This is a genomic window from Streptomyces sp. NPDC043876, assembly GCF_056435825.1.
Map to the genome: position 1 here is coordinate 101,648 of NZ_JBWKDV010000002.1, position 24,765 is coordinate 126,412.

Genomic DNA, 24,765 nt, shown 5'->3' on the forward strand with positions numbered 1-24,765 from the left:
ACATCTCGTCAGAGTGACGAGATCTAGGGCCCGTTTGTGCGACGGGGCCGTCACAGTGGCAGCATGGGACGAGTGAGTGTCGCCCCCGCTGAGATCGAACGCACCCAATCCGCCGAGGAGGCCTTCGCGGTCCCCGAACCCGACGTCCCCTGGGTGACGCTGGTGCACAACGACCCCGTCAACCTCATGAGCTACGTCGCCTACGTGTTCCAGGCGTACTTCGGCTACTCCAAGGACAAGGCGAACAAACTGATGCTGGACGTCCACCACAAGGGGCGGGCGGTCGTCTCCAGCGGCAGCCGCGAGGAGATGGAGCGCGACGTGCAGGCCATGCACGGCTACGGCCTGTGGGCGACCCTCACCCAGGACCGCAACTGATGGAGCGCGAGACGGGCACCTTCGTGCCGCTCGAAGGCGGCGGCGCGGCCGTCGCCCTCGACGAGATCGAGATCCAGATCCTGCGCTCGCTGGCCGTACAGCTCCTGGAGCTGATCGGTCCCGGCGCCGCCGAACCGGCCGAGGACGCGGACCCGCTCGCCGTGCTCTTCGCCGCCGACGGCCCCACCGAGCCGCCCTCCGACCCGGCGCTGGCCCGGCTCTTCCCGGACGCCTACGGCGGCCCCGGCGCCGGGAACGGCGTGGATCCCGAGGAGCTGCGGGCCCGCTCGGCCGAATTCCGCCGCTTCACCGAGAACGACCTGCGCACCCGCAAGCGCGAGGACGCGCTGGCCGTCGTACGCAGTCTCGACGGGCTGGGGCTCGCGGGCGACGACGGCGCCGATGCCGACGACGCCGATGGCGGGCGCGGCGCGGTGCTGGAGCTGACCGGGGAGCTGCCGCTGCGCTGGCTCGGCGCGCTCAACGACCTGCGGCTCACCATCGCGGCCCGGCTCGACATCACCGAGGACGACGAGAGCGCCGCTCTCTTCCGGCTCCCGGACGACGATCCGCGCAAGCCGATGGTGATGGCCTACCTGTGGCTCGGTGGTCTCCAGGAGACGCTGATCGAAACCCTTTGAGCGGGGCCCCGTAGCCGCTCCGTTCGCTCAGCGGACGCTCAAATCCGGATAACGATCAGATCACCGCCCTGCGGTGGTCTGATCGCCTTCCCGGCGTTTGTCCCTATTTTTTCGTGCTCCAGATCACTTTTTCGCGCCTCGATCACCCGTAAGCCCGTGATAAATCTTCACGACTGCCGACGGGACGCCACCCCTGTTCCCCGGCTCGCTCGAACCGGCTGACCGCCGGGTGCAACTCCATCCGTATCCGGGGGGATCGAGGATCCGGCCCGCAGCCCTCACAGGCGCGGACCGGCGTGGAGAAAGGCGCACCAAGACATGACCTCTGTGCAGGTCGAGCACGACGACACGAAGCCGGCCGGCGGCGGAGCCGAGGCGGGCGAGGGTTACCACCGCACGCTCGGCGCGCGGCAGATCCAGATGATCGCCATCGGCGGGGCCATCGGCACCGGACTCTTCCTGGGCGCCGGCAAGGCGATCTCCAAGGCGGGCCCGAGCCTCATCCTGGCCTACGCCATCGCCGGCCTGGTCATCTTCTTCATCATGCGGGCCCTGGGCGAGCTGCTCATGTACCGCCCGGTCTCGGGGTCCTTCTCGGACTACGCCCGCGAGTTCCTCGGCCCCTTCTGGGGCTACGTGACGGGCTGGACGTACTGGCTCTTCTGGGTGGTCACCGGCATCGTCGAGGTCACCGCCGCCGCGAAGTACATGTCCTTCTGGACCCACGGCAGCTTCCCGCAGTGGGGCTTCGCGCTGATCTTCACGCTCATCCTCTACGCCGCCAACCTGATCTCCGTGAAGCTCTTCGGCGAGCTGGAGTTCTGGTTCTCGATGGTCAAGGTCACCGCCATCGTCGGCATGATCCTGATCTGCGCCGGCATCCTGACCATCGGCTTCTCCGACGCCGCCGGCACGGCGAGCGTCTCGAACCTGTGGAACGACCGCGGCTTCTTCCCCAACGGCATCGGCGAGACGCTGATGACCCTTCAGATCGTGATGTTCGCCTTCCTCGCGGTCGAACTCGTCGGCGTCACCGCCGGTGAGTCCAAGGACCCCGAGAAGACCCTCCCCAAGGCCATCAACACCGTGCCGTGGCGGATCGCCGTCTTCTACGTCGGCGCGCTGATCATGATCCTGTCGGTCATCCCGTGGAACCAGTTCAAGGCGGGCGAGAGCCCCTTCGTCCTGGCCTTCGAGAAGATGGGCCTCGGCATCGGCGCGGCCATCGTCAACTTCGTGGTGCTGACCGCCGCCCTGTCCTCCTGCAACTCCGGCATGTACTCCACCGGCCGCATGCTGCGCGACCTCGCGCAGAACGGCCAGGGCCCCAAGGTCTTCACCAGGCTCACCAAGAGCGGCACCCCGCTCGTCGGCACGACCTTCTCCGCCGCGCTGATGCTGGTGGGCGTCTGGATCAACTACGTCGCCCCCGGCAAGGCCTTCGACTACGTCGTCTCCTTCGCCACCATCTCCGGCATGTGGGCCTGGATCATGATCCTGGTCTGCCAGATCCGCTACCGCGCCAAGTCCGACCGCGGCGAGCTGCCCGCGTCGCCCTTCCGGGCGCCCGGCGCCCCGTACACGAGCTGGTTCGCGCTCACCTTCATCGCCATGGTCATCGTGATGATGGGCATCGACAAGGACGCCCGCGTCTCGCTGTACTGCGCCCCGCTGTGGGGCCTGATCCTCGGCGTCTCCTACCTGGTCATGAAGAACAGGAACCCGAGCGGCGACGCCTTCACCAAGGCCTCGTAGCGGGATCCTGTCCAGCATCCGGGCCCTTCCGTACCACTCCTCGGTACGGAAGGGCCCGTCTGTTTATCCTTTCGCTCATGCTGACCCTCACCCAGGACCTGTACGACCGGATCGTCGAGCACGCCCGCAAGGACCACCCGGACGAGGCCTGCGGGATCGTCGCCGGTCCGGCGGGCACCGACCGCCCCGAGCGGTTCGTCCCCATGCTGAACGCCGCGCGGTCGCCCACGTTCTACGAGTTCGACTCCAAGGACCTGCTGAAGCTCTACCGCGAGCTGGACGACCGGGACGAGGAGCCCGTGATCGTCTACCACTCGCACACCGCGACCGAGGCCTACCCCTCGCGCACCGACCTGACCTACGCGAACGAGCCCGGCGCGCACTACGTCCTGGTGTCCACGGCGGACCAGGACGGCCTGGGGGAGTTCCAGTTCCGGTCGTACCGCATCGTCGACGGCGTGGTCACGGAGGAAGAAGTGCAGGTCGTGGCGGGTTACTAGCGGGCTACCGCCCAGTATGTGAGCCAAAGGCGTCCACGATGCGGGATCACACTCCAAACGCGGGACCGGGAATCGTTAACATGACCGCATGGTTCCCCACGACGTGAGCATCGAGACGCCCGGCAGGCTGCTGCTCGTGGCGCGGCTGCACGTCGACCTGTGCCGCCTCGCCAGTGCCATCTGTCCTGCCGCTGCCTGAGTACCGCCGCACCACCGCGGCGCCCGCGGCCGACCGCGCGCGGCGCCGCCACCCGTTCCGCCTTCCGCACCGCCCGCCCAGCCCCCGCACTTCCCCGCACCCTCTTCACGACTGGAGCCAGCCATGGCCATCGAGGTCCGCATCCCCACCATCCTCCGCACCTACACCGCCGGCGAGAAGGCCGTGTCCGGTGAAGGCGCGACCCTCGCCGACCTCTTCGCCGACCTGGAGACCCGCCACAAGGGCATCCAGGAGCGCATCATCGACGAGGCCAAGGGCGGCGAGCTGCGCCGCTTCGTGAACGTGTACCTCAACGACGAGGACGTCCGCTTCCTCGCCGGCATCACCACCGAGCTGAAGGACGGCGACAGCGTCACCATCCTCCCGGCCGTGGCCGGCGGATCGAAGTAATGCGCTACGACTCCCCACTGGCGGCGGTCGGCAACACCCCGCTGGTCCGGCTGCCCCGGCTGTCCCCGTCCGAGGACGTCCGGATCTGGGCCAAGCTGGAAGACCGCAACCCGACCGGCTCGATCAAGGACCGCCCCGCGCTCCACATGGTCGAGCAGGCCGAGAAGTCCGGCCTCCTGCGGCCCGGCTGCACCATCCTGGAGCCCACCTCCGGCAACACGGGCATCTCGCTCGCCATGGCCGCGAAGCTCAAGGGCTACCGGATCGTGTGCGTCATGCCGGAGAACACCAGCCAGGAGCGGCGTGACCTGCTGGCCATGTGGGGAGCCGAGATCGTGCCCTCGCCCGCGGCGGGCGGCTCGAACACGGCGGTCCGCGTCGCCAAGGAGCTGGCGGCGGAGCACCCGGACTGGGTGATGCTCTACCAGTACGGCAACCCGGACAACGCGGGCGCCCACTACGCCACGACCGGCCCGGAGATCCTCGCCGACCTCCCGTCGATCACCCACTTCGTGGCGGGCCTCGGCACGACGGGCACCTTGATGGGCGTCGGCCGCTACCTGCGCGAACACGTCGAGGGCATCCGGATCGTCGCCGCCGAGCCGCGCTACGACGACCTGGTGTACGGGCTGCGGAACCTGGACGAGGGCTTCGTCCCGGAGCTGTACGACGCCTCCGTGCTGACCACCCGCTTCTCGGTCGGCTCCGCGGACGCGGTGACCCGCACCCGTGAACTCCTCCAGCAGGAGGGCATCTTCGCGGGCGTCTCCACGGGGGCCGCCCTGCACGCGGCGATCGGCGTGGGCCGAAAGGCGGTTGCCGCGGGCGAGTCGGCGGACATCGTCTTCGTCGTGGCCGACGGCGGCTGGAAGTACCTGTCGACGGGCGTCTACACGGCCCCGACGACGGCCGAAGCCATCGAAACCCTCCAGGGCCAACTCTGGGCCTGAACCCGGACCCCCGCCCCGGCCCGTAGCCGCCGCACGGCTGCCTCCGGCGGCGCCGACGCGCAGGGCACGGGCGGGTGCCGCTCCGCCGGTGGCCTTCCGGCCGATGCCTGCCTCCGGCGGCGCCTCAAACGCCGGCGAGGCTGATTGTGGTGCGGCGCCGCCGACGCCGACCGCACGGGCGATAACCGGCCCGCCGGGCTGCCTCCCCGGCCGGTGCCTCAAACGCCGGCGGGGCTGGTGTGGGTCCCGTGTCACACGGGCGGAGCCGGCTTTGGTCCCGTGCCGCCGACGCCGGCCGCGCGGGCGGTAACCGGCGCGCCGGCTGGCCCGGCCGGTGCCTGCCTCCGGCGGCGCCTCAAACGCCGGCGGGGCTGGTGTGGGCTCGGCGTGGTCCTGGCCGACTGCCGTGCCCCGGGAACCGGGCCCGGCAAACCCGGCGGCGCTTCAGGCGCTGCCCCCAGGCACCGCAAGGCGGCAGGGCAACGACACAGCCCCGGCACAACCCAGCCTCGCCGGCGTTTGAGGCGCCGCCGGAGGCACCGCGAGCGAGCGCGGTCGGCGCGGATGGCGCCGCAACGGCACGGCCCCGGTACAACCCAGCCCCGCTGCCCAGGCACGGCAAGGTGGCAAGCAAAGGCACGGCCCCGGCACGATCCAGCCCCGCTGCCCGGGCACGGCAAGGTGGCAGGGCAACGGCACCGGCCCGCACGATCCAGCCCCGCCGGCGTTTGAGGCGCCGCCGGAGGCACCCGGGCCGACGCGGGGGCACCGCACCGCGCCCCCGCGGACCCCGTCAGCGGGACAGGACCGCGGCCAGGATGGCGGCGTGGCTGGAGGGTGGGTCCTTGACGGCGGTCAGGAGGGTCAGCGGCCCCTTTCGCCGCAGCCCCCGCAGACGTTCCAGCTCCGCCCCCGCCACCGCCCCCGCCAACTCCGCCTCGTACCGCTCGCGGAACTCCTCGAACCCCCCGCCCCCACCGTGGAACCACTTCCGCAGCTCCGCCGACGGGGTCACCTCCTTCGGCCATTCGTCCACCGCGGCCGCCGCCTTCGACAGCCCCCGCGGCCACAGCCGGTCCACCAGCACCCGGACGCCGTCCACCGCCGGGTCCGGGGGATCGTAGACCCGCCGCACCCGGACCTCACCGCCCCCCGCTCCTGCCCCCGCTCGCGCGTTCGCCCGCGTCACCGGCCCTCGCCTCCCAGCCCGAGCCCCTTCACCTGGTCCCACACCGCCGGATCCACCGACCCGACCCGCCGCCGCACCTCCCGCACCGGAACCTCCCGCGGCCGGTCCGCCTCCAGGAACGCCGCCCGCCCGTGCGCCGCCCCCAGCACCCCCGGCGGGAGAGCGATCACCCCCGGCCGGGCGTCCCGGTACTTCCCGGTGACCGGGGCGATCCGCGCCCGCGGGCCCCGTACCGCCAGGACCAGGCACGGACTCCCGTCCGCCAGCCGCCACAGCTCGCCGGGCACCGGCCGCTGCGGCGGTCCCGGACCGTGCCCGGACGGCCCCGACCGGGCCGGCAGCCGCGGCCGCACCGCCTGGGTCCGCCGACCCGTCACCAGCACCACGAGGGCCACGGCCACGACCGCCGCCATCCCGGGCCACCAGGACGTGTCCATGCATCGACCGTAACCGCGCCCCGACCCGCCCGCACGGCCCGCGCACGCCCGCCGACCGCCCCGCGGACGGCAACCCGGGTACCCGCCGTCGCTCCACCGGGTGACAGCGCAGGTGAGTTGTCCCACAACGGCCCACCGCGGAGGAGCGACGGCACGCTTCGCGCTTTACGCTCGACTCCACGCACGCCCCGTCGCCCTCCCCGTCTCCGTGTAACGTCCACGGACCGTCCACGGAGGTTCCCGCTCCATGAAGCTCACCGTCGTCGGTTGCTCCGGCTCGTTCCCCTCAGCGGAATCGGCCTGCTCGAGCTACCTCGTCGAGGCCGACGGCTTCCGGCTGCTCCTCGACATGGGCAACGGCGCCCTCGGTGAGCTGCAGCGGCACTGCGGCCTGTACGACCTCGACGCGGTCTTCCTCAGCCACCTGCACGCGGACCACTGCATCGACATGTGCGGCTACTTCGTCGCCCGCTACTACCGCCACGAAGGCGGCCGCTGCGGCACCATCCCCGTCTACGGCCCCGAAGGCACCGAGAAGCGCCTGACCACGGCCTACGAGGACGTCCCCGACGAACGCTCCATGAGCGAGGTCTTCGACTTCCGCACCCTGAAGCCCGGCGCCTTCGAGATCGGCCCCTTCCAGGTCCGCACCGAACGCGTCTCCCACCCCGTCGAGTCCTACGCCATCCGGCTCGAACACGGCGGCCGCAGCCTGACCTACTCCGGCGACACCGGGGCCTGCGACGAACTGGGCCTGCTCGCCGAAGGCGCCGACCTGTTCCTCTGCGAGGCCTCCTTCACCCACGGCAAGGAGGACATCCCCGACCTCCACCTCAACGGCCGCGAGGCCGGGGAGTTCGCCAGCGCCGGCCGGGTCGGACGGCTCGTCCTGACGCACATCCCGCCGTGGACGGACGCCCGGCGCAACGTCGCCGACGCCCGCTCCGTGTACGGGGGCCCGGTGGACCTCGCCCGCGCGGGCGCCGTCTACGAGGTCTGACCCGTACGGGGAGCCGCCGTACCCCGTACGCGCCGCACCGCGGCACGCCGAAGCCCCTGCCCTTCCGGAAGGAAGAGCAGGGGCTTCGGCGTGGGTGACGCGGTGGTGCCGGGGGCCTACTTCGCCTCGGCCTTCTCCATCTCGGCGATCTCCTCGTCGGACTCGCGGCCCGGGGTGGGGAGGTTGAACTTGAGGATCGCGAAGCGGAAGCCGAAGTAGTACACCGCGGCGAACACCAGGCCGATCGGCAGGATCATCCAGGCCTGGGTGGACTTGCTCCAGCCCAGTCCGAGGTCGATCAGGCCGGCGGAGAAGGTGAAGCCCGCGTGGACGCCCAGGGCCCAGGTGACGGCCATGGAGATGGCGGTCAGCACCGCGTGGATCGCGTACAGCAGCGGCGCGATGAACATGAACGAGAACTCGATCGGCTCGGTCACACCGGTGACGAACGAGGTCAGGGCGAGCGAGACCATCATGCCGGTGACGGCCTTGCGGCGCTCGGGGCGGGCGCAGTGCGCGATGGCGAGGGCGGCGGCCGGCAGACCGAACATCATGATCGGGAAGAAGCCCGTCATGAAGAGTCCGGCGTTCGGGTCACCCGCGAAGAAGCGGTTCAGGTCGCCGTGGACGACGTCGCCCGCGGCGTTGGTGAAGTCACCGATCTGGAACCAGGCGACGGTGTTGACGAACTGGTGCATGCCGATCGGGATCAGACCGCGGTTGATCAGGCCGAAGAGGCCGGCACCGCCCGCGCCGAGGCCGGTCATCCACTCGCCGAAGTTGGAGATGACGTCGCCGATCGGCTCCCAGACCAGGCCGAAGAAGACACCGGCGATGACGCCGACGAAGGCCATCATGATCGGGACGAGGCGGCGGCCGTTGAAGAAGCCGAGCCAGTCGACCAGCTTGGTGCGGTGGAAGCGCTGCCACAGCACGGCGGCGAGCAGGCCCATGATGATGCCGCCGAGGACACCGGGGTTGTTGTACGTCGCGGCGACGTCGACACCCTTGTTCTCGGTGGTGTTGACGATGGCCTCGGTCACCGGGAACGCGGTGAGCACGTTCTTGTAGACGAGGAAGCCGACCAGCGCGGCGAGCGCGGTGGAGCCGTCCGCCTTCTTCGCGAAGCCGATCGCGACACCGATGCAGAAGAGGAGCGGCAGGTTGGTGAAGACGGCGTCACCGGCGGTGGCGAACACCGTGGCGACCTTCCCCCAGCCCAGACCGTCCTTGCCGAAGACGTCCGGCTGGCCGAGGCGCAGCAGGATGCCGGCGGCGGGCAGCACGGCGATCGGCAGCTGGAGGCTGCGGCCGACTTTCTGAAGGCCCTGCATCAGGCCGGAGCCCCGCTTCTTGGCGGGAGCGGCGGTAGCCGTACTCATCAACTTCCTCCATTGGGCAAGGCGCCGCCCGGGGACATGGAAGGGGGAGGCGGCGTCTCAGAAAGGGGGACCGCGGGGCGTTGCACGCCCGCGTGGTCTACACCACTAAGTGGTGTAGACCAGTTTTAGCACGGTGAGGTCCGCGTAAGGAACCCCCGGTTCCGTGGTGGCGGACACATGAGCATATGAACGACAAAGGCCCCCGGACCCATGGGGTCCGAAGGCCTTCACGCTCGGGACGAACGGCAGACGGTCCGTCCCGCGGTACTACTTCACGTTCTCCCGCTCCATCTCCGCGATCTCCTCGTCCGACTCCCGCCCCGGCGTCGGAATGTCGAACTTCGTGATCGCGAAGCGGAAGACGGCGTAGTAGACCACCGCGAAGCACAGCCCGATCGGGATGATCAGCCACGGCTTCGTCGCCAGGCTCCAGTTGATGACGTAGTCGATCAGGCCCGCCGAGAAGCTGAAGCCGTCGTGCACCCCCAGCGCCCAGGTCACCGCCATCGACACGCCCGTCAGCACCGCATGCACCGCGTACAGCGCCGGCGCGATGAAGAGGAACGAGTACTCCAGCGGCTCCGTGATGCCCGTGACGAAGGACGTCAGGGCCACCGACAGCATCAGACCGCCCACCTGCTTGCGGCGCGCCGGCTTCGCGCAGTGCGTGATCGCCAGCGCCGCCGCCGGCAGCGCGAACATCATGATCGGGAAGAACCCCGACAGGAACTGCCCCGCCTTCGGGTCGCCCGCCAGGAACATCGCGATGTCACCGTGCACGACCTGCCCGTCCGGCTTCGTGAAACTGCCGAACTGGAACCACACCGGCACGTTCAGGAACTGGTGCAGCCCGATCACCAGCAGCGCACGGTTCGCGACGCCGAAGATCCCCGCGCCCCACGAACCCAGCCCGATCAGCCAGTCCGAGAAGCTCTCCAGCGCGTCGCCGATCGCCGGCCACACCCCCAGGCAGAGCACGGCGAACACGATCGCGACGAAGGCCATGATGATCGGGACCAGGCGCCGCCCGTTGAAGAAGCCGAGCCAGTCCACCAGCTTCACCCGGTGGAAGCGCTGCCAGAACCAGGCCGCCAGCAGCCCCATGATGATGCCGCCGAACACCCCCGGGTTCTGGAAGGTGTACTCGGCGAACAGGTCGCCCTGCGCCAGGCATCCGCCCTTGATGTCCTTCGTGCCCGTCGGACACGCCTTGGGGAAGGCGTGCAGGACGCTGCGGTAGACGAGGAACCCGACCACCGCCGCCAGGGCCGTCGACCCGTCCGCCTTCTTGGCCATGCCGATGGCCACGCCGATGCAGAAGAGGAGCGGCAGGCCCAGGTCCGCGTTGAGCAGCGCGCCGCCCGCGCTGGCCATCACCTTGGCGACGTCCGTCCAGCCGAGGCCGTCCTTGCCGAAGACGTCGTCCTGGCCGAACCGGTTGAGGATGCCTGCCGCGGGAAGGACGGCGATGGGCAGCTGGAGGCTCCGGCCCATCTTCTGGAGTCCCTGGAAAATGCCGTTCCACCACTTCTGCTCCGGCACTGCTGCGGCGCTGCTCGCGCTCATCGGCGTCCTCCCTGGCCGGCCGTTCGACGGCCCGTTTTTGGCAGTTGCGACACGTGCGGCACACTGGTGTAGACCACTTCTGGCGCGGTCGCACGCGCCCGCTCCGCGGGGCCCTCCGGGGGCCGGCGGGTGGGGTGGTGCTGATCGCTATGATTCGGCACATACGGGACATGTGCCCGTGTGGATGGGCCAACCGTGGGCTACCGTGACAGATCGGACGCTCACGCGGAGTATGCGCCGCCGAGACTCGTTCTTCGTAGAACTCAGGGAGAAACAGATGGCCACCAAGGCTGAGAAGATCGTCGCCGGGCTCGGCGGTATCGAGAACATCGAAGAAGTCGAGGGCTGCATCACGCGCCTGCGCACCGAGGTCATCGACCCCACCAAGGTCGACGAAGCCGCCCTCAAGGCCGCCGGCGCCCACGGCGTCGTCAAGATGGGCACCGCCATCCAGGTCGTCATCGGCACCGACGCCGACCCCATCGCCGCCGACATCGAAGACATGATGTGAGCCGAGTGAGCTGAGCCCACCCGGCTCGCCCACCCCGCTCGCCCCCACCGGCCGCCCAACGGCCGGACGAGAAGACCCCGTCCCCGGGCCCACCCGGACGGGGTCTTCCCACACCGCCGTACCGCCGCCCCGCACCGGCTAGGCTCGGATCCATGTCTCGCATCGACGGCCGTACCCCCGAACAGCTCCGCCCCGTCACCATCGAACGCGGATGGAGCAAGCACGCCGAGGGCTCCGTCCTCATCTCCTACGGCGACACCAAGGTCTTCTGCACCGCCTCCTTCAGCGAAGGCGTCCCGCGCTGGCGCAAGGGCAGCGGCGAAGGCTGGGTCACCTCCGAGTACTCGATGCTCCCCCGCTCCACCAACACCCGCGGCGACCGCGAATCCGTACGCGGCAAGATCGGCGGCCGCACCCACGAGATCTCCCGCCTCATCGGCCGCTCGCTCCGCGCCGTCATCGACTACAAGGCCCTCGGCGAGAACACCATCGTCCTGGACTGCGACGTCCTCCAGGCCGACGGCGGCACCCGCACCGCCGCCATCACCGGCGCCTACGTCGCCCTCGCCGACGCCGTCGCCTGGGGCCAGCAGAAGAAGCTGATCAAGGCCGGCCGCAAGCCGCTCACCGGCACCGTCGCCGCCGTCAGCGTCGGCATCGTCGACGGCGAACCCCTCCTCGACCTCTGCTACGAGGAAGACGTCCGCGCCGAAACCGACATGAACGTCGTCTGCACCGGCGACGGCCGCTTCGTCGAGGTCCAGGGCACCGCCGAAGGCGAACCCTTCGACCGCAAGGAACTCAACGCCCTCCTCGACCTCGCCGCCGGCGGCTGCGCCGACCTCGAAGCCATCCAGCGCGGAGCGCTCCAGCTGTAGGGACGCCGCACGCGCATCCCGGCGGCGCGACCGGCGGCAACCGCGCGGCCGGATTCCGCGTCTTGACGAGTACGGGCGCACAGTGTCAGAACTGTGCGCCCGTCCACGTCACCGGCCACCGGGGGAAACCACATGTCCCAGCACCGCCACCACCGCCTTCGCCTGTCCGCCGTCCTCCTGGCGGCCGCCCTCACCGTGCCCGCCTTGACCTCCTGCGACGCGATCTCCACCGCCATGGACTGCGCGAACACGGCCGTGGCCATCACCGACGGCGCCAACGACCTCCAGCAGGCCGTCTCCCAGGCCGGCAACAGCCCCCAGGACGCCCAGAACGCCCTCGACCAGATAGAGCGGAACCTCAAGAAGGTCGGCGACCAGACCGGCAACGCCGACCTCGGCAAGGCGGTCGACTCCATGACCACGGCCGTCAAGAACGTCCGCACCTCGATCGAAGGCGGCAACACCGCCCCCGACATCACCCCCGTCGCGGACGCGGCCAAGGAGATCTCCAAGGTCTGCACCCCGGGCTGACCCCCGGCCGGGGTGAGGGCGGCCGACGGGATAATGGGGACATGACCTCGACGCCCTCCACCCCCGCCACGCCCCCGGCGCGCCCCCGCCTGATCCTGGCCACCCGCAACGCGGGCAAGGTCACCGAGCTCCGCGCCATCCTGTCCGACGCCGGCCTGCCGCACGAGCTGGTCGGCGCGGACGCGTACCCGGAGATCCCCGACGTCAAGGAAACCGGCGTCACCTTCGCCGAGAACGCCCTGCTCAAGGCCCACGCCCTGGCCCAGGCCACCGGACTCCCGGCCGTCGCCGACGACTCGGGCCTCTGCGTGGACGTACTGAACGGCGCCCCCGGCATCTTCTCCGCCCGCTGGGCCGGCACCCACGGCGACGACCGGGCCAACCTCGACCTGCTGCTGGCCCAGCTCGGCGACATCGGCGACGAACACCGCGCGGCCCACTTCGCCTGCGCCGCCGCCCTCGCCCTCCCGGACGGCACCGAACGCGTCGTCGAGGGCCGCCTCCTGGGCACCCTGCGCCACGCCCCCGCCGGCACCGGCGGCTTCGGCTACGACCCGATCCTCCAGCCCCTGGGCGAGACCCGCACCTGCGCCGAACTCACGGCGGCGGAAAAGAACGCCATCTCCCACCGCGGCCAGGCCTTCCGCGCCCTGGCGCCGGTGGTCCGGGAGCTGCTGGGCTGACGCCCGTCATGCAGAGGGCCCCGTACACAGCCGTGTACGGGGCCCTCTGCGTCAGCGTGCGGTTGGGGGGACTCGAACCCCCACGGGTTTTACCCCACTGAGACCTAAACCCAGCGTGACTGCCAAATTCCACCACAACCGCGACATTTAGCTCAATCCGGACATTAAGGCCGCTTGGGCTGTGCCCAGTCTACGGGGCGACGCTCGCCGGGGCCACAAGGTCCGGACGGCGGCTGCGGCACCAGGTGCTCGTGAGGGCATGACAGTTGGGACACAGCAGCCGCAGGTTTTCGTGGCGGTCGTCACTCCAGTTCCCGTTGATGTGGTCGACTTCCAGCGTCATGGGAAGCCCGCCCCACTCCGGAGGCGTCCCACACCGGGCGCATGCGTCGGGAACGCCGATCTCGCGAAGAGCGCGACGCAGGAGTTTGGTCGCGGTGCGCCGCCTGCCGTCGTGCAGCACGAGGATCCTGTCGGCGGTGCGGGCGGGAACGGGACCTGGTTTGCCGCGTTGATGTGCCTGTCCCAGGAAGTGCGACGTGTCGATTCCCTCCGCGCGAAGCCATGCCTTCAGCGACGACCTCCAACTGTGAGCATCAGGCCGATTGAGATGCCGCAGTACCTCCGCCAGTGACTCTGACGCGGCAACAGCGTCCCGCAGGGTCGCCACATCCGGCATCTGGTGGCGAATGTAGGGCCGCCGCCTGAAGTGGGAAGCGTCGATGCCGTAAGCCGCGAACCGGCGCATGAGGTACTGCTTGAGCCGCTGGGGGTGTGGCTCGACGCCGTAGCGGGCGATGACCTCTTCGATGTCCTTGCACTCGGCGGCGGCCTCGGTCAGGCGCTCCCGCGTGTAGTGGGGCCCGCGCGTCATCGGCGTCCCTTGCCGCGGCCTCGGTACGTGTCCGTGGTGGAGTGGCAGTTGGGGCAGAGGAAGCGCAGGTTCTCCGCGCGGTTGTCGCGCCAGTTGCCGTCGATGTGGTCGACCTCCAAGGGCAGGGGTTCTCCTTGCCATGTGGAGTCCATCTCGCACATGGCGCAGCGCTCCTCGCGCCCGGTCTCCAGCAGGGCGCGGCGCAGACGGGTGTTGGGTGTTCTGCTGGGGGTGGTCGACCGGTTCTCGCAGAGGATCTCTTCGGCGGACCGCCGTCGACGGTTGTGCCGCATGCTCTCGGTGCGCGGCGGCGGCGCGAAGTGCGACGTGTCTATGCCGAAGGTTTTCACCTTGCGGCTGATGTGGGTGTGGTGGCCGCCGACTACATCGAGGCCTATTCGCCTGAGCACCTCGCACATCGTCGTGGAGGCGGCGACGGCCTCTGCGAGGATCTCCTGCGTCCACTTGGTGCCTTCTGCTTGGAAGTGCGACGTGTCCACGCCCAGCTTCCGCATGCGTTCGTGCAGGTAACGCCTCCGCGACGGGTTCTTCGGTTCCACCCCCAAGGCTTGGAGCGCTTCGGACAGTGTCCGAGCCCCCTGCACCGCCTCCGCCAGGCGTTCCTTCGTGTACGGGCTGATCGGCATCCCTGTGTCCCTCCGGTTCCGGCCACGCGTGCGGTCCTCGTACGGAGTAACGGACCGATAGTCGGACGGTTACGGGGGTTTTCGTCCGATAAGCGGAGTGGCCCGCACCGGTTCGGTGCGGGCCACTCCGTTGGCGCAAAGGGGGCGGGTCAGATGCCCAGGTCCTTGATGATCTTGGCTACGTGGCCGGTGGCCTTGACGTTGTAGAGGGCGCGCTCGACCTTGCCCTCCTCGTCCACCACCACCGTGGAGCGGATGACCCCGGTGACCGTCTTGCCGTACAACTTCTTCTCGCCGTAGGCGCCGTAGGCCGTCAGGACCTCCTTTTCGGGGTCGCCGACCAGAGTGACCTTCAGGTCCTCCTTCTCGCGGAACTTCGCCAGCTTCTCCGGCTTGTCGGGGGAGACGCCGATGACGTCGTAGCCCGCCGTGGCCAGGACGGCGAGGTTGTCGGTGAAGTCGCAGGCCTGCTTCGTGCAGCCCGGGGTGAGGGCCGCGGGGTAGAAGTAGACGATGACCTTGCGGCCCTTGTGGTCGGCGAGCGAGACCTCGTTGCCGTCCGCGTCGGGCAGGGTGAAGGCGGGGGCGGTGTCGCCCGGCTGCAGTCGCTCGCTCATGTCTCAGCAGTCTCCTCGGGAGGGGATCGGTACGGGACGAGACTAAGCTGACAGACTGTTCACGGCGGACTACGCCCCTTACGACCAGGACCACGACGACGGAGGCAGCGCGGTGCCGGAAGCCAGGACCCCCGAACAGATCGAGGCGGACATCGTCCGCAGGCGCGAGCAGCTCGCCGAGACGCTCGACGAGATCGGTGTGCGCGTCCACCCGAAGACGATTGCAGGGGACGCCAAGGCCAAGGTCGCCGGGATCGTGGACCACACGGCGGGCCGCGCCTTCGTCGCCGTCAACCGGCTGGTCACCGACGTGAAGGGCGGCCTGCGCCACGAGGACGGCGCTCCGCGCATCGAGCGGATCGTGCCGGTCGCGCTGGTCGCCGTGGCGGTCGTCGGGCTGCTCGCGCTGGGCGCCCGCCGCAAGCGCGCGTGACGCGGGCGGGTAGGTTCGGGGCGTGAGCGAGAACAGCACCCACGACGACAAGCTGCCCATCCGCATGCTGCACGACCGCGTGCTCGTACGGTCCGACTCGCCCGAGGGCGAGCGCCGCTCGGGCGGCGGGATCCTGATCCCGGCGACGGCCGCGGTGGGCAAGCGCCTGGCGTGGGCGGCCGTGGTCGCCGTCGGGCAGAACGTGCGCAGCGTGGAGCCGGGTGACCGGGTGCTGTACGACCCCGAGGACCGGGCCGAGGTCGAGGTGCGCGGGGCGACGTACGTCCTGATGCGCGAGCGGGACCTGCACGCGGTGGCCGCGGAGCGGCTGGAGGGGGCCGAGGACTCCACCGGCCTCTATCTCTGACCCTGAATTCCAGCAGTGCGCGAAGGGCCCGGTGACCGAGGTCACCGGGCCTTTCGGCCGCTTTCGGCCGGGTTGGCCCGGTTTTTGCTACGGTGGTGGGGATTCCCGACGAGACGCGCCGTACCGGGCTGGACAAGACGACGCACCTGTTGTCCGTTCTCGTCGGAAGGTGCCTGTCATGGCCTGGGTCCTGTTGCTGCTCGCCGGTCTGATCGAAGTGGCCTGGTCGATCGGTATGAAGTTCACCGAGGGTTTCACCCGGCTGTGGCCCAGTGTGTTCACGGGCGCCGGGATCGTCGCGAGCATGGTGCTGCTGTCCATCGCGGCGAAGACGCTGCCGATCGGTACGGCGTACGGCGTGTGGGTCGGGATCGGGGCCGCGGGGGCGGCGGTGCTGGGGATGACCCTGCTGGGTGAGCCCGTGACCGCCGCCCGGATCTTCTTCATCTGTCTGCTGCTGGTGGCCGTGGTGGGGCTGAAGGCGACCTCCGGTCACTGACCGAGCGGGTCGGGTCCTTCCGTGGTGCCGCCCCGGGTGCCCTCCGTCGTCGCGCCGCCCTGGCCGCCCTGGTCGCCCGCCGTGGTGCCGCCGCGGTTGCCCTCGGTGGTGCCGCCGCGGTTTCCGGCGGTGGTGCCCGCGGTGGTGGGGGTTCCGGTGGTGCCGCCCGTGGTGGGGGTGCCGGTGGTGCCCCCGCCGCCGGTGGTCGGGGTGCCGGTCGTGCCGCCGTTGCCGGGGGTGCCGTTGGTGCCTCCGCCGCCGGTGGTGGGGGTCGCGCTGGCGCCGCCGTCGGCGGTGGCCGGCGGGCGGCCGGACGGCGTGTCGGGGGTGACGGGCGGTGGCGGGGGCGGCAGGCCGCCGCCCGGCTGGAGGTCCAGTTCGAAGTCCTGCGGGTCGCTGCCGTCCAGTGCGGCCTTGGTGTACGCCGCCCAGATGCGGGCGGGGTAGCCGCCGCCGCCGATGCGGGGTTCGCCGAGGGCGCCGTAGAGGGATTCGGGGGTGCCCTTGTCCGGGTCCTGGCCCATCATCGAGACGACCGTGACCAGGTCCGGGGTGTAGGCCGCGAACCAGGCGGAGCGGTCCAGTTCGGCGGTGCCGGTCTTGCCGGCCGCCGGGTGCCCGGCGGCGAGGGCGGCCGTTCCGGTGCCGTTGTCGACCACGCTGACCAGCATCGACGTGGTGGTGTCGGCGGCTTCGCGGGTGACCGCCTGGCGTGCGGAGCGGTCGGGGAGGGGTACGGTCTCGTCGCCCTTGGCGATCTTCTCGACGAAGGTGTACGGGGTGTGGCGGCCGTGGTCGGCGAGGGTCGCGTAGGCCTGGGTCATGTCGAGGACGCTGGCCTGCACGGTGCCGAGCGCGATGGCGGGGCCCGCGTCGAAGTTGGGGGTGTTCTCGGGGATGCCGAGGGCGATGGCCGTCTGCTTGACCTTGGCGCCGCCGACGTCGACGGCCATCTGTGCGTACACGGCGTTGACGGAGAGGTCGGTGGCGGTGCGGACGGTGATGTTCCCGTACGAGGCGTCGTCCTCGTTGGAGGGGAAGAAGGGGATCCGGCTGCCGACCACCGGGCGCTTGTTGGTCCCGTTGTAGACCGTGTTCGGGGTGATGGTGCGTCCGTCCTGGGTGCGCGAGCCGTTCTCGACGGCGGCGGTGAAGACGAACGGCTTGAAGGTGGAGGCCACTTGGTAGTCGTGCCGGGTGGCGTTGTTGACGTACTGCTTGGTGTAGTCGATGCCGCCGTACAGGGCGACGACCTTGCCGGTGACGGGGTCGATGGAGGCGCCGCCCGCGCGGACGACGCGGTCCACGGGGCGGGCGGCCGGGTCGAGTTTGGCGAGCAGCTGCTTCTGGACGGCGTCGACGAAGGCGTTCTGGCGGCGTTTGTCGATGGTGGTGGTGATGCGGTAGCCGCCTTCGGAGAAGGTCTTGTCGTCGAGGATCTTGCGGTCGACGATGTACTCCTTGACGGCTTCGACGAGGTAGCCGCGCTGGCCGGAGAGCCCCGAGGCGGGGCGGACCTTGCCCGGTTCGGGGAAGGTGGTGGCGGCCCGTTCGGCGGCGGGCATCCAGCCCTTCTTCACCATGCCGTCGAGGACGTAGTTCCAGCGGGCGAGGGCGCGGGGGCGGCCCTGGGGGTGGGCGACGACGTCGAAGGCGCTGGGGGAGTTGAGCAGGGTGGCGAGGTAGGCGCCCTCGGCGGTGGTGAGTTTGCCGACGTCCTTGCCGTAGTAGGCCTGGGCGGCGGCTTGGATGCCGTAGGCGTTGCGGCCGAAGTAGCTGGTGTTGAGGTACCCCTCCAGGATGTAGTCCTTGGACTTCTCGCGGCCGAGTTTGATCGCGATGAAGAATTCCTTGGCCTTGCGCTTGAGCGTCTGCTCCTGGCCCAGGTAGTAGTTCTTGACGTACTGCTGGGTGATGGTGGAGCCGGACTGGGTGCCCTTGCCGGTCGCGGTGTTCCACGCGGCGCGCAGCATGGCTTTGGGGTCGACGGCCCGTTCGGAGTAGAAGTCGCGGTCCTCGGCGGCGAGTACGGTTTCCTGGACGGTCCGCGGGATCTCGGTGAGCGGGACGTTGACGCGGTTGACCTCGCCGTCGCTGGCGAGCGGGGAGCCGTCCGCGTACAGGTAGACGTTGGACTGGGCGGTGGCGGCGGCGTTCGCGGGCGGGATGTTGACCAGGAGGTAGCCCGCGACGAGGGCGCCGCCGATCAGCAGGGCGAGCAGCAGGAACGTTGCGAGCAGCATGCGCCAGGTGGGCAGGGCGCGGCGCCAGCCGGTGCGTGCGCGGGTGGGGGGCCGGGGTGCCTTGGGGGGGCCGGTCGCACCCTTCCCCTTCTTCTTCCCCTTGTCCTTGGTTCCGGACGGCGGGAGGGGTGTGGCGGGGGAGTCGGGGTCCCGAGGGGTCCAGCCCGGGGGTGGTGACGGGTCGCTCATGTCTCCGGGGCTCCTCGGCGCGTACGAAATATCCGTGTTGTACCTCATGGTGTCTACCCGATGGCCGGTGATTGCGCTGATTCCGCACCGGACAGGGGTAAATCCCTCGCGTGGACCGCCCCGCCCGCACTAAGCTCGCGCGCTTTGGCCGTCGTGGGAACAACGTGCAAACGGAGGAATGGGTGCACAGGACCACGGACAGGACTTCGGACACGACGCGGGACAGGACTTCGGACAGGACTTCGGACAGGACTTCGGGCCGGGTGTCGCGGGAGGGCGGGCACCGGCGCGCGGCCGGGACCGCGCGCCTCTACGCGGCCGTCGCGGCGGGCGGCTTCCGCCGCTTCGCCACCTACGGAACGGCGACGGCCGCGGGAGTGTTCACCAACACCGTCTTCGGTTTCATCGTCGCGTACACCTACATCGCGCTGTGGGAGCAGCGGCCGGGTCTCGGCGGTTACGACCAGGCGCAGGCCCTGACCTTCGTGTGGGTCAGCCAGTCCCTGCTGGCCGCGGGCGCGCTGATCGGCGGGGGGTTCCAGGAGGAGATGCAGGAGCGCATCCGCACGGGGGACATCGCGGTCGACCTGTACCGTCCGGCCGACCTCCAGATGTGGTGGCTGGCCGCCGATCTGGGGCGTGCGGCCTTCCAGTTGCTGGGGCGCGGGGTGGTTCCGCTGGCGGCGGGGGCGCTCGCGTTCCGGCTCGCGCTGCCGGCCGCACCGGCGCGCTGGCTGCTCTTCCTGCTGTCGGTGCTGCTCGGGCTGGTGGTGAGCTTCGCGCTGCGCTACCTGCTGGGGCTGTGCGCGTTCTGGCTGCTGGACGGGTCCGGCATCAACATGGTGGCCACCCTCGTCTCGATCTTCTTCTCCGGGATGCTGCTGCCGCTGACGGTGTTCCCCGGCGGGTTCGGCGAGGTGGTCCGGATGCTGCCCTGGTCGGCGATGCTCCAGGTGCCGCTGGACGTGCTGATGGGCACGCAGGCGGGGGCCGGGGGGACGGCGCGGGCGCTGGGGTTCCAGGCGGTGTGGGCGGGCGCGCTCCTGGGCGCGGGGCGGCTCGTGCAGGCGGCGGCGACGCGGAAGGTGGTGGTCCAGGGTGGCTGAGGCGCGGGGGGTGTCCGTCCGCGGGGCGGCGGGGGAAGCGGGGCGGGTGCGGGCGCCGGCGCCGGATGTGCCCGATGGGCCGCAGCTGCCGGGTGAGCCGGACGGGCCGGGGGATTCGGGTGAGCCGGGTGTGTCCCGTGTGCCGGGCGGGCTGGGCGGGGACGGGGGAGAGGGCGGGCGCTTCGGCGTCTGGCGGCAGGCGGGCACCGGGCTGCGCGGCTACGGCCTGATCGTGGCGATGTGGATCCGGGCGACCATGACCTACCGGACCTCCTTCCTCATCGCCGTCTTCGGGAACGCGGCCGGGTGCCTGCTGGACTTCGTCGCGATCTACATCATGTTCCGGCACGTGAGCGTCCTCGGCGGGTTCACGCTGCCCGAGATCGCCCTGCTGTACGGGTCCTGCTCGGCCTCCCTCGGTCTCGCGGACCTGCTGCTCGGGAACACCGGCCGGATCGGCACCCGGATCCGTGACGGTTCGCTGGACACGATGCTGGTCCGCCCGGTGCCGGTGCTGGCGCAGATCGCCGCGGACCGGTTCGCGCTGCGGCGCCTCGGCCGGGTGGCGCAGGGGCTGGGGGTGCTGGTCTGGGCGGTGTCGGCGCTGGACGTGCACTGGACGGCGGGGCGGGTGGTGCTGGTGCCGGTGATGGTGGTGGCGGGGGCCGCGATCTTCGGGGCGGTGATCGTGGCGGGGGCGGCGTTCCAGTTCGTCGCCGGGGACGCCGCGGAGGTGCAGAACTCCTTTACCTACGGCGGCAACACGATGCTCCAGTACCCGCCGGGCATCTTCGGCAAGGAGCTGCTGCGCGGGGTGACCTTCGTGGTGCCGCTGGCCTTCGTGAACTGGCTCCCGGCCCTGCACGTGCTGGGGCGGCCCGATCCGCTGGGGCTGCCGGGGTGGGTGGCGTACGCGAGCCCGCTGGTCGCGGGGCTGGTCCTGGTCCCGGCGTCGTGGGCGTGGCGGGCGGGGCTGCGCTCGTACCGGAGCACGGGGAGCTGAGGGTTGGGGGACAGCGCTACAGGTGGGGACATTGACACGGATACGGGAAGAGGTGCGGCGGTGGGCGTGGACGCGGGCGTGGACGAGGGAGTGGGGGGCCGGGTGCGGGAGCCGCTGATCGAGCTGGCGGACGTACGGAAGGTGTTCGGCGTCCGGCGCAGGACCGGGCTGCTGCGCCGGGAGAAGGTGCAGGTCAAGGCGGTGGACGGGATCAGTTTCGCGGTCGCGCGGGGTGAGATGGTCGGCTACATCGGACCCAATGGCGCGGGGAAGTCCACCACCATCAAGATGCTGACCGGCATCCTGACGCCGACCGGCGGGCGGCTGCGGGTCGCGGGCATCGACCCGGCGCGCGAGCGGACGCGGCTGGCGCACCGGATCGGGGTGGTGTTCGGCCAGCGCACCACCTTGTGGTGGGACCTGCCGCTGAAGGATTCGTACGGGCTGATGCGGCGGATGTACCGGATCCCGGCGGACCGGTTCCGCCGGAACCTGGAGCGCTGCGTGGAGCAGCTGGACCTGGGCGCGCTGCTCGACGTACCGGTGCGTCAGCTGTCGCTCGGGCAGCGGATGCGAGGGGACATCGCGGCGGCGCTGCTGCACGATCCTGAGGTGCTGTACCTGGACGAGCCGACGATCGGGCTCGACGTGGTGAGCAAGGCGAAGGTGCGCGGGTTCCTGCGGGAGCTGAACGGGCGGCAGGGCACCACCGTCCTGCTGACCACGCACGACCTCCAGGACATCGAGCAGCTGTGCGAGCGGGTGATGGTGATCGACCACGGGCGGTTGATGTACGACGGCGCGCTCGTCGGGCTGCACGCCGCCGGGTCCGCGGGGCGCGGCGAGCGGACGCTGGTGGTGGACCTGGAGCGGGACCTGCCGCCGATCACGGTGGCGGGTGCGCGGGTGGTGAAGGTGGAGGGGCCGCGGCAGTGGCTGGCCTTCCCGGCGGAGGCGTCGGCGGCGCCGCTGGTGGCAGCGGTGGCGGCGCGGTACCCGCTGGTGGACCTCTCGGTGCGGGAGCCGGACATCGAGGACGTGATCGCGCGGATGTACGCGGGGCGGGAGTAGGCGGGAGTAGGCGGGAGCAGGGGGCGTTGCGGGGAGGGTGGGAGCGGGCGCCGGGGGTGGTGACGCGGGGTGGGGGTGGCGTTAACGGGCCATGGGGGTGCGGTGGTAACGGGCCGTGGGGGTGCGGTGGTTGGGGTCGCCCCTACGGTTCGGGCGGTCGTCTGCATAGGCTGTGCCGTATGAGTGACGAGCGGCCGCAGAAGCCGTTGCCGGAGCTGAGGGCGTCCGACGCCGACCGCGAGCGGGTGGTGGAGCGGTTGCGCGACGCCGTCGCCGAGGGACGGCTCGACATGGAGGAGTTCGAGGAGCGGCTGGAGGCGGCCTACCGGTCGCGCACGTACGCCGAACTGGAGCCGCTGACCATCGATCTGCCGGCGCCGGGGCAGGTCCCGGGCGGGCCGGTGTCGTTCAGCAAGGAGCCGGCGGCGTCGTCGGAGCGGGGGGCTTCCGCGGGGGAGTCCTGGCCTGCGCGGATCGGCGGGCGCGGCACGTCGTCGTGGGGCGTGGCGATCATGTCCGCCTTCCAGCGCAAGGGGGCGTGGACGGTGCCCGCGCGCTTCACGGCGGTGGCGTTCTGGGGCGGGGGCGAGATCGATCTGCGCGAGGCGCGCTTCGAGGAGCGCGAGGTGGTGATCGACTGCGTCGCGATCATGGGCGGGATCAAGATCGTCGTGCCGCCGGGCGTGGAGGTCGACGTACGGGGCATCGGGGTGATGGGTGCCTTCGACCACCGGGACATGGCCGTTCCGGCGGAACCGGGCGCTCCGCGGGTGGTCGTGAACGGTCTCGCCTTCTGGGGCGGGGTCGAGGTCAAGCAGAAGGCGCGCAAGATCCCGGGTCGCGGGGGCCGGGCGCGGCGCAAGGAGCTGTAGCTGTAGGTGCGCCTGTAGCTGTAGCTGTGGGTGTGGGTGTGGTCGTGGCTGTGGGTGCGGCTGCAGTCGGCCGTAGCGGGGCTGGTGCGCTGGGTGGTGCCGGGGACACGCCGGGTGGTGGCGGGAACTCCGCGGCCGCCCCGGGAGTCGGATGCTATGCAGACACACCGGCGCCCCCGGGGGAAGGCAGGAACCCGTGAACGACACAGGGACGAGCAACGGACGGCCGCCGCCACCGGCAGGGTCGTCGACATCGCCGCTCGGAGGGCAAGGGGGTCTTCCGGCTCCCGGCGCGCCCGCGGCCCCCGGTGCCCCCGGCCAGTTCGTGTTCAACGCGGCGGACGAGGAGCGGCAGCGCGGCGTCCGCCGGATGAAGGCGACGGCGACCGGCCTGCTGGTCCTGGTCGCGCTGGTCTACGTCCTCGCCAAGTGGGCCCAGCACGCGGGCGGCGGCGGGGACGGCGGCTGGGCGGGCTACGTCGCGGCCGCGGCCGAGGCGGGCATGGTCGGCGCGCTCGCGGACTGGTTCGCGGTGACGGCGCTCTTCCGGCGCCCCCTCGGCCTGCCCATTCCGCACACCGCGATCATCCCCACGAAGAAGGACCAGCTCGGCATCTCCCTCGGGGAGTTCGTCGGCGAGAACTTCCTGTCCTCCGAGGTCGTCCGCGCCCGGCTGCACGCGCTCGGCATCGGCGGCCGGCTCGGCTCCTGGCTGGCCGAGCCCGCGCACGCCGACCGGGTCACCGAGGAACTGGCGGCCGCGCTGCGGGGCGCGCTGACCGTGCTGCGCGACTCCGACGTCCAGGCCGTCGTCGGCGAGGCCATCACGCGGCGCGCGGAGAACGCGGAGATCGCGCCGGGCATCGGCAAGACGCTGGAGCGGATCGTCGCGGACGGCGGCCACCGGCGCGCCGTGGACCTGGTGTGCGTCAAGGCGCACGACTGGCTGGTCACGCACGGCGAGTCGGTGATGGACGCGGTCCAGGGCGGGGCCCCCGGCTGGACCCCGCGGTTCGTGGACCGCAAGATCGGCGACCGCGTGTACAAGGAGCTGCTGCGGTTCGTCACGGAGATGCGGGACATGCCGGAGCACCCGGCGCGCGGGGCGGTGGACCGGTTCCTGAGCGACTTCGCGGCCGATCTCCAGTCGGACACGGACACCCGCGCCCGGGTCGAACGGCTCAAGTCCGAGGTCCTGGCGCGCGGCGAGGTCCAGGACATCATCGCGTCGGCGTGGTCGGCCGTGCGCACGATGATCCTGTCGGCGGCGGAGGACGAGCAGAGCGAACTGCGCCTGCGCGTACGGGCGTCCCTGCTAGCCCTCGGCTCGCGACTGGCCACGGACGGCCGCTTGCAGGCGAAGGTGGAGGGCTGGATCGAGGGCGCGGTGGTGTACGTCGTGACCACCTACCGGACCGAGATCACCTCGCTGATCACGGACACGGTGGCGGGCTGGGACGCGGAGCACACCTCGCGCAAGATCGAGGCCCACATCGGCCGCGACCTGCAGTTCATCCGGATCAACGGCACGGTGGTGGGGGCACTGGCCGGGCTGCTGATCTATACGGTGAGCCGGGCGTTGGGGGGGTAGGGGGGCTTGGTCCTGGGCCCCGGTTGGCCCCGGCCCCGGCCTCGGTCCCGGCTGGCCCTGGCCCCGGCCTCGTCGGGCTCGGCCCCGGCGTCGGGGGCGCCGGGTTCCGCTCTTGGCTGTGGGGCCGCGGTCGTCGCCCGGCCTTGGCCAGGTTCTGGTCTCGGCTCAGGTCTCGCTTTTGTCCCGGCCCGGCGGTGGGGCGGGGCCCCGGGGCCCCGCGGCGCCTTGGGCGTGGGCGCCCA

28 protein-coding genes, 1 tRNA gene and 1 riboswitch are annotated in these 24,765 nt (G+C 71.0%); of the genes, 20 read left to right on the forward strand and 9 right to left on the reverse strand.

Annotated elements, in window-relative coordinates:
- The first annotated feature begins 63 nt into the window (after window positions 1-63).
- The 7 genes from clpS to AC0693_RS05625 all read left to right on the forward strand — a co-directional run bounded on the left by clpS (window position 64) and on the right by AC0693_RS05625 (window position 4,834).
- Window positions 64-378, forward strand: coding sequence for an ATP-dependent Clp protease adapter ClpS (gene clpS / locus AC0693_RS05595; protein WP_468463165.1), 315 nt, complete (start codon window positions 64-66; stop codon window positions 376-378).
- A complete protein-coding gene (locus AC0693_RS05600; RefSeq protein WP_478801038.1) occupies window positions 378-1,019 on the forward strand; it encodes a DUF2017 domain-containing protein in 642 nt (213 codons plus the stop codon). Before clpS ends, AC0693_RS05600 begins: the two co-directional genes overlap by 1 nt.
- Window positions 1,020-1,337: 318 nt before the next feature.
- A complete protein-coding gene (locus AC0693_RS05605; protein WP_478801039.1) occupies window positions 1,338-2,774 on the forward strand; it encodes an amino acid permease in 1,437 nt (478 codons plus the stop codon).
- Between the two features lie 77 nt (window positions 2,775-2,851).
- The gene (locus AC0693_RS05610; RefSeq protein ID WP_356404499.1) at window positions 2,852-3,274 is read left to right on the forward strand and encodes a M67 family metallopeptidase; all 423 of its coding nucleotides are present in this window, start codon (window positions 2,852-2,854) and stop codon (window positions 3,272-3,274) included.
- Between the two features lie 88 nt (window positions 3,275-3,362).
- Window positions 3,363-3,473, forward strand: coding sequence for a putative leader peptide (locus AC0693_RS05615; RefSeq protein WP_330330664.1), 111 nt, complete (start codon window positions 3,363-3,365; stop codon window positions 3,471-3,473).
- 123 nt (window positions 3,474-3,596) lie between these two features.
- On the forward strand, window positions 3,597-3,884 hold the full coding sequence (locus tag AC0693_RS05620; protein ID WP_356404500.1) for a MoaD/ThiS family protein: 288 nt from the start codon (window positions 3,597-3,599) through the stop codon (window positions 3,882-3,884).
- A complete protein-coding gene (locus tag AC0693_RS05625) occupies window positions 3,884-4,834 on the forward strand; it encodes a PLP-dependent cysteine synthase family protein (protein ID WP_469317576.1) in 951 nt (316 codons plus the stop codon). The genes AC0693_RS05620 and AC0693_RS05625 overlap by 1 nt, the downstream gene beginning before the upstream one ends.
- A 793-nt stretch (window positions 4,835-5,627) precedes the next feature.
- Here the strand turns inward: AC0693_RS05625 and AC0693_RS05630 are convergent.
- Together AC0693_RS05630 and AC0693_RS05635 are read right to left on the reverse strand one after the other, a co-directional pair.
- Window positions 5,628-6,023 (reverse strand): DUF488 domain-containing protein, encoded by a 396-nt coding sequence (locus AC0693_RS05630; protein ID WP_478801040.1) that lies wholly within the window; start codon window positions 6,021-6,023, stop codon window positions 5,628-5,630.
- Window positions 6,020-6,460 (reverse strand): hypothetical protein, encoded by a 441-nt coding sequence (locus tag AC0693_RS05635; protein ID WP_478801041.1) that lies wholly within the window; start codon window positions 6,458-6,460, stop codon window positions 6,020-6,022. Before AC0693_RS05635 ends, AC0693_RS05630 begins: the two co-directional genes overlap by 4 nt.
- A gap of 247 nt (window positions 6,461-6,707) precedes the next feature.
- On the opposite strand from AC0693_RS05635, the gene AC0693_RS05640 reads away from it, so the two are divergent.
- Window positions 6,708-7,460, forward strand: a complete 753-nt coding sequence (locus tag AC0693_RS05640; RefSeq protein ID WP_356404505.1) for an MBL fold metallo-hydrolase — start codon at window positions 6,708-6,710, stop codon at window positions 7,458-7,460.
- A gap of 116 nt (window positions 7,461-7,576) precedes the next feature.
- Here the strand turns inward: AC0693_RS05640 and AC0693_RS05645 are convergent, their stop codons facing one another.
- Window positions 7,577-8,842 carry a PTS transporter subunit EIIC gene (locus tag AC0693_RS05645; RefSeq protein ID WP_469333320.1) on the reverse strand — a complete coding sequence of 422 codons (1,266 nt, stop codon included), beginning with the start codon at window positions 8,840-8,842 and terminating at the stop codon, window positions 7,577-7,579.
- A gap of 267 nt (window positions 8,843-9,109) precedes the next feature.
- Complete coding sequence (locus AC0693_RS05650) at window positions 9,110-10,408, reverse strand: PTS transporter subunit EIIC (RefSeq protein ID WP_356404509.1); 1,299 nt, start codon at window positions 10,406-10,408, stop codon at window positions 9,110-9,112.
- A 232-nt stretch (window positions 10,409-10,640) separates the two neighbouring features.
- Between AC0693_RS05650 and AC0693_RS05655 the strand changes: the two genes are divergently transcribed.
- From AC0693_RS05655 to rdgB, 4 genes are all read left to right on the forward strand, one after another.
- Window positions 10,641-10,919 (forward strand): PTS sugar transporter subunit IIB, encoded by a 279-nt coding sequence (locus AC0693_RS05655; RefSeq protein ID WP_356404511.1) that lies wholly within the window; start codon window positions 10,641-10,643, stop codon window positions 10,917-10,919.
- Between the two features lie 152 nt (window positions 10,920-11,071).
- Window positions 11,072-11,797 carry a ribonuclease PH gene (gene rph / locus AC0693_RS05660; protein ID WP_356404513.1) on the forward strand — a complete coding sequence of 242 codons (726 nt, stop codon included), beginning with the start codon at window positions 11,072-11,074 and terminating at the stop codon, window positions 11,795-11,797.
- 132 nt (window positions 11,798-11,929) lie between these two features.
- A complete protein-coding gene (locus AC0693_RS05665; protein ID WP_356404514.1) occupies window positions 11,930-12,328 on the forward strand; it encodes a hypothetical protein in 399 nt (132 codons plus the stop codon).
- 41 nt (window positions 12,329-12,369) lie between these two features.
- Window positions 12,370-13,011 (forward strand): RdgB/HAM1 family non-canonical purine NTP pyrophosphatase, encoded by a 642-nt coding sequence (gene rdgB, locus AC0693_RS05670; protein WP_469317570.1) that lies wholly within the window; start codon window positions 12,370-12,372, stop codon window positions 13,009-13,011.
- Window positions 13,012-13,068: 57 nt separating this feature from the next.
- Here rdgB and AC0693_RS05675 read toward each other — a convergent pair.
- From AC0693_RS05675 to bcp, 4 genes are all read right to left on the reverse strand, one after another.
- Window positions 13,069-13,153: transfer RNA gene (locus tag AC0693_RS05675), tRNA-Leu, on the reverse strand.
- Window positions 13,154-13,201: 48 nt separating this feature from the next.
- Window positions 13,202-13,885: an HNH endonuclease signature motif containing protein gene (locus AC0693_RS05680; RefSeq protein ID WP_478801042.1), complete on the reverse strand. Its 684-nt coding sequence runs from the start codon at window positions 13,883-13,885 to the stop codon at window positions 13,202-13,204.
- Window positions 13,882-14,385, reverse strand: coding sequence for an HNH endonuclease signature motif containing protein (locus tag AC0693_RS05685; protein WP_478801043.1), 504 nt, complete (start codon window positions 14,383-14,385; stop codon window positions 13,882-13,884). Before AC0693_RS05685 ends, AC0693_RS05680 begins: the two co-directional genes overlap by 4 nt.
- Window positions 14,386-14,681: 296 nt before the next feature.
- Entirely contained in the window at window positions 14,682-15,149 is a 468-nt protein-coding gene (gene bcp, locus AC0693_RS05690) for a thioredoxin-dependent thiol peroxidase (protein ID WP_478801044.1), read from the reverse strand.
- A gap of 112 nt (window positions 15,150-15,261) precedes the next feature.
- On the opposite strand from bcp, the gene AC0693_RS05695 reads away from it, so the two are divergent.
- The 3 genes from AC0693_RS05695 to AC0693_RS05705 all read left to right on the forward strand — a co-directional run bounded on the left by AC0693_RS05695 (window position 15,262) and on the right by AC0693_RS05705 (window position 16,448).
- A complete protein-coding gene (locus AC0693_RS05695) occupies window positions 15,262-15,582 on the forward strand; it encodes a DUF3618 domain-containing protein (protein ID WP_469317567.1) in 321 nt (106 codons plus the stop codon).
- A 22-nt stretch (window positions 15,583-15,604) separates the two neighbouring features.
- Window positions 15,605-15,949 carry a GroES family chaperonin gene (locus tag AC0693_RS05700; RefSeq protein WP_356404522.1) on the forward strand — a complete coding sequence of 115 codons (345 nt, stop codon included), beginning with the start codon at window positions 15,605-15,607 and terminating at the stop codon, window positions 15,947-15,949.
- Window positions 15,950-16,030: 81 nt separating this feature from the next.
- Window positions 16,031-16,096, forward strand: a riboswitch (guanidine-III (ykkC-III) riboswitch).
- A 31-nt stretch (window positions 16,097-16,127) separates the two neighbouring features.
- On the forward strand, window positions 16,128-16,448 hold the full coding sequence (locus AC0693_RS05705) for a DMT family transporter (protein ID WP_356404524.1): 321 nt from the start codon (window positions 16,128-16,130) through the stop codon (window positions 16,446-16,448).
- On the opposite strand, the gene AC0693_RS05710 is transcribed toward AC0693_RS05705, so the two are convergent.
- A complete protein-coding gene (locus tag AC0693_RS05710) occupies window positions 16,442-18,880 on the reverse strand; it encodes a transglycosylase domain-containing protein (protein ID WP_478801045.1) in 2,439 nt (812 codons plus the stop codon). The genes AC0693_RS05705 and AC0693_RS05710 overlap by 7 nt on opposite strands.
- A 263-nt stretch (window positions 18,881-19,143) precedes the next feature.
- Between AC0693_RS05710 and AC0693_RS05715 the strand changes: the two genes are divergently transcribed.
- From AC0693_RS05715 to AC0693_RS05735, 5 genes are all read left to right on the forward strand, one after another.
- Window positions 19,144-19,986, forward strand: coding sequence for an ABC transporter permease (locus AC0693_RS05715; RefSeq protein ID WP_478801046.1), 843 nt, complete (start codon window positions 19,144-19,146; stop codon window positions 19,984-19,986).
- A gap of 238 nt (window positions 19,987-20,224) precedes the next feature.
- Window positions 20,225-20,989, forward strand: a complete 765-nt coding sequence (locus AC0693_RS05720; protein WP_478801348.1) for an ABC transporter permease — start codon at window positions 20,225-20,227, stop codon at window positions 20,987-20,989.
- 66 nt (window positions 20,990-21,055) lie between these two features.
- Window positions 21,056-22,060, forward strand: a complete 1,005-nt coding sequence (locus AC0693_RS05725; protein ID WP_478801349.1) for an ABC transporter ATP-binding protein — start codon at window positions 21,056-21,058, stop codon at window positions 22,058-22,060.
- A 179-nt stretch (window positions 22,061-22,239) separates the two neighbouring features.
- The gene (locus AC0693_RS05730; RefSeq protein ID WP_478801047.1) at window positions 22,240-22,932 is read left to right on the forward strand and encodes a DUF1707 SHOCT-like domain-containing protein; all 693 of its coding nucleotides are present in this window, start codon (window positions 22,240-22,242) and stop codon (window positions 22,930-22,932) included.
- A 151-nt stretch (window positions 22,933-23,083) separates the two neighbouring features.
- A complete protein-coding gene (locus AC0693_RS05735; protein ID WP_469317561.1) occupies window positions 23,084-24,523 on the forward strand; it encodes a DUF445 domain-containing protein in 1,440 nt (479 codons plus the stop codon).
- Window positions 24,524-24,765 lie beyond the last annotated feature (242 nt).

What these genes read in the sequence shown, in the direction of transcription:
- clpS (WP_468463165.1), top strand. Translation starts at nt 64, where the DNA reads ATGGGACGAGTGAGTGTCGCCCCCGCTGAGATCGAACGCACCCAATCC.
- AC0693_RS05600 (WP_478801038.1), top strand. Translation starts at nt 378, where the DNA reads ATGGAGCGCGAGACGGGCACCTTCGTGCCGCTCGAAGGCGGCGGCGCG.
- AC0693_RS05605 (WP_478801039.1), top strand. Translation starts at nt 1,338, where the DNA reads ATGACCTCTGTGCAGGTCGAGCACGACGACACGAAGCCGGCCGGCGGC.
- AC0693_RS05610 (WP_356404499.1), top strand. Translation starts at nt 2,852, where the DNA reads ATGCTGACCCTCACCCAGGACCTGTACGACCGGATCGTCGAGCACGCC.
- AC0693_RS05615 (WP_330330664.1), top strand. Translation starts at nt 3,363, where the DNA reads ATGGTTCCCCACGACGTGAGCATCGAGACGCCCGGCAGGCTGCTGCTC.
- AC0693_RS05620 (WP_356404500.1), top strand. Translation starts at nt 3,597, where the DNA reads ATGGCCATCGAGGTCCGCATCCCCACCATCCTCCGCACCTACACCGCC.
- AC0693_RS05625 (WP_469317576.1), top strand. Translation starts at nt 3,884, where the DNA reads ATGCGCTACGACTCCCCACTGGCGGCGGTCGGCAACACCCCGCTGGTC.
- AC0693_RS05635 (WP_478801041.1), bottom strand. Translation starts at nt 6,460, where the DNA reads ATGGACACGTCCTGGTGGCCCGGGATGGCGGCGGTCGTGGCCGTGGCC.
- AC0693_RS05640 (WP_356404505.1), top strand. Translation starts at nt 6,708, where the DNA reads ATGAAGCTCACCGTCGTCGGTTGCTCCGGCTCGTTCCCCTCAGCGGAA.
- AC0693_RS05645 (WP_469333320.1), bottom strand. Translation starts at nt 8,842, where the DNA reads ATGAGTACGGCTACCGCCGCTCCCGCCAAGAAGCGGGGCTCCGGCCTG.
- AC0693_RS05650 (WP_356404509.1), bottom strand. Translation starts at nt 10,408, where the DNA reads ATGAGCGCGAGCAGCGCCGCAGCAGTGCCGGAGCAGAAGTGGTGGAAC.
- AC0693_RS05655 (WP_356404511.1), top strand. Translation starts at nt 10,641, where the DNA reads ATGCGCCGCCGAGACTCGTTCTTCGTAGAACTCAGGGAGAAACAGATG.
- rph (WP_356404513.1), top strand. Translation starts at nt 11,072, where the DNA reads ATGTCTCGCATCGACGGCCGTACCCCCGAACAGCTCCGCCCCGTCACC.
- AC0693_RS05665 (WP_356404514.1), top strand. Translation starts at nt 11,930, where the DNA reads ATGTCCCAGCACCGCCACCACCGCCTTCGCCTGTCCGCCGTCCTCCTG.
- rdgB (WP_469317570.1), top strand. Translation starts at nt 12,370, where the DNA reads ATGACCTCGACGCCCTCCACCCCCGCCACGCCCCCGGCGCGCCCCCGC.
- AC0693_RS05680 (WP_478801042.1), bottom strand. Translation starts at nt 13,885, where the DNA reads ATGACGCGCGGGCCCCACTACACGCGGGAGCGCCTGACCGAGGCCGCC.
- bcp (WP_478801044.1), bottom strand. Translation starts at nt 15,149, where the DNA reads ATGAGCGAGCGACTGCAGCCGGGCGACACCGCCCCCGCCTTCACCCTG.
- AC0693_RS05705 (WP_356404524.1), top strand. Translation starts at nt 16,128, where the DNA reads ATGGCCTGGGTCCTGTTGCTGCTCGCCGGTCTGATCGAAGTGGCCTGG.
- AC0693_RS05710 (WP_478801045.1), bottom strand. Translation starts at nt 18,880, where the DNA reads ATGAGCGACCCGTCACCACCCCCGGGCTGGACCCCTCGGGACCCCGAC.
- AC0693_RS05720 (WP_478801348.1), top strand. Translation starts at nt 20,225, where the DNA reads ATGTGGATCCGGGCGACCATGACCTACCGGACCTCCTTCCTCATCGCC.
- AC0693_RS05730 (WP_478801047.1), top strand. Translation starts at nt 22,240, where the DNA reads ATGAGTGACGAGCGGCCGCAGAAGCCGTTGCCGGAGCTGAGGGCGTCC.
- AC0693_RS05735 (WP_469317561.1), top strand. Translation starts at nt 23,084, where the DNA reads ATGCTATGCAGACACACCGGCGCCCCCGGGGGAAGGCAGGAACCCGTG.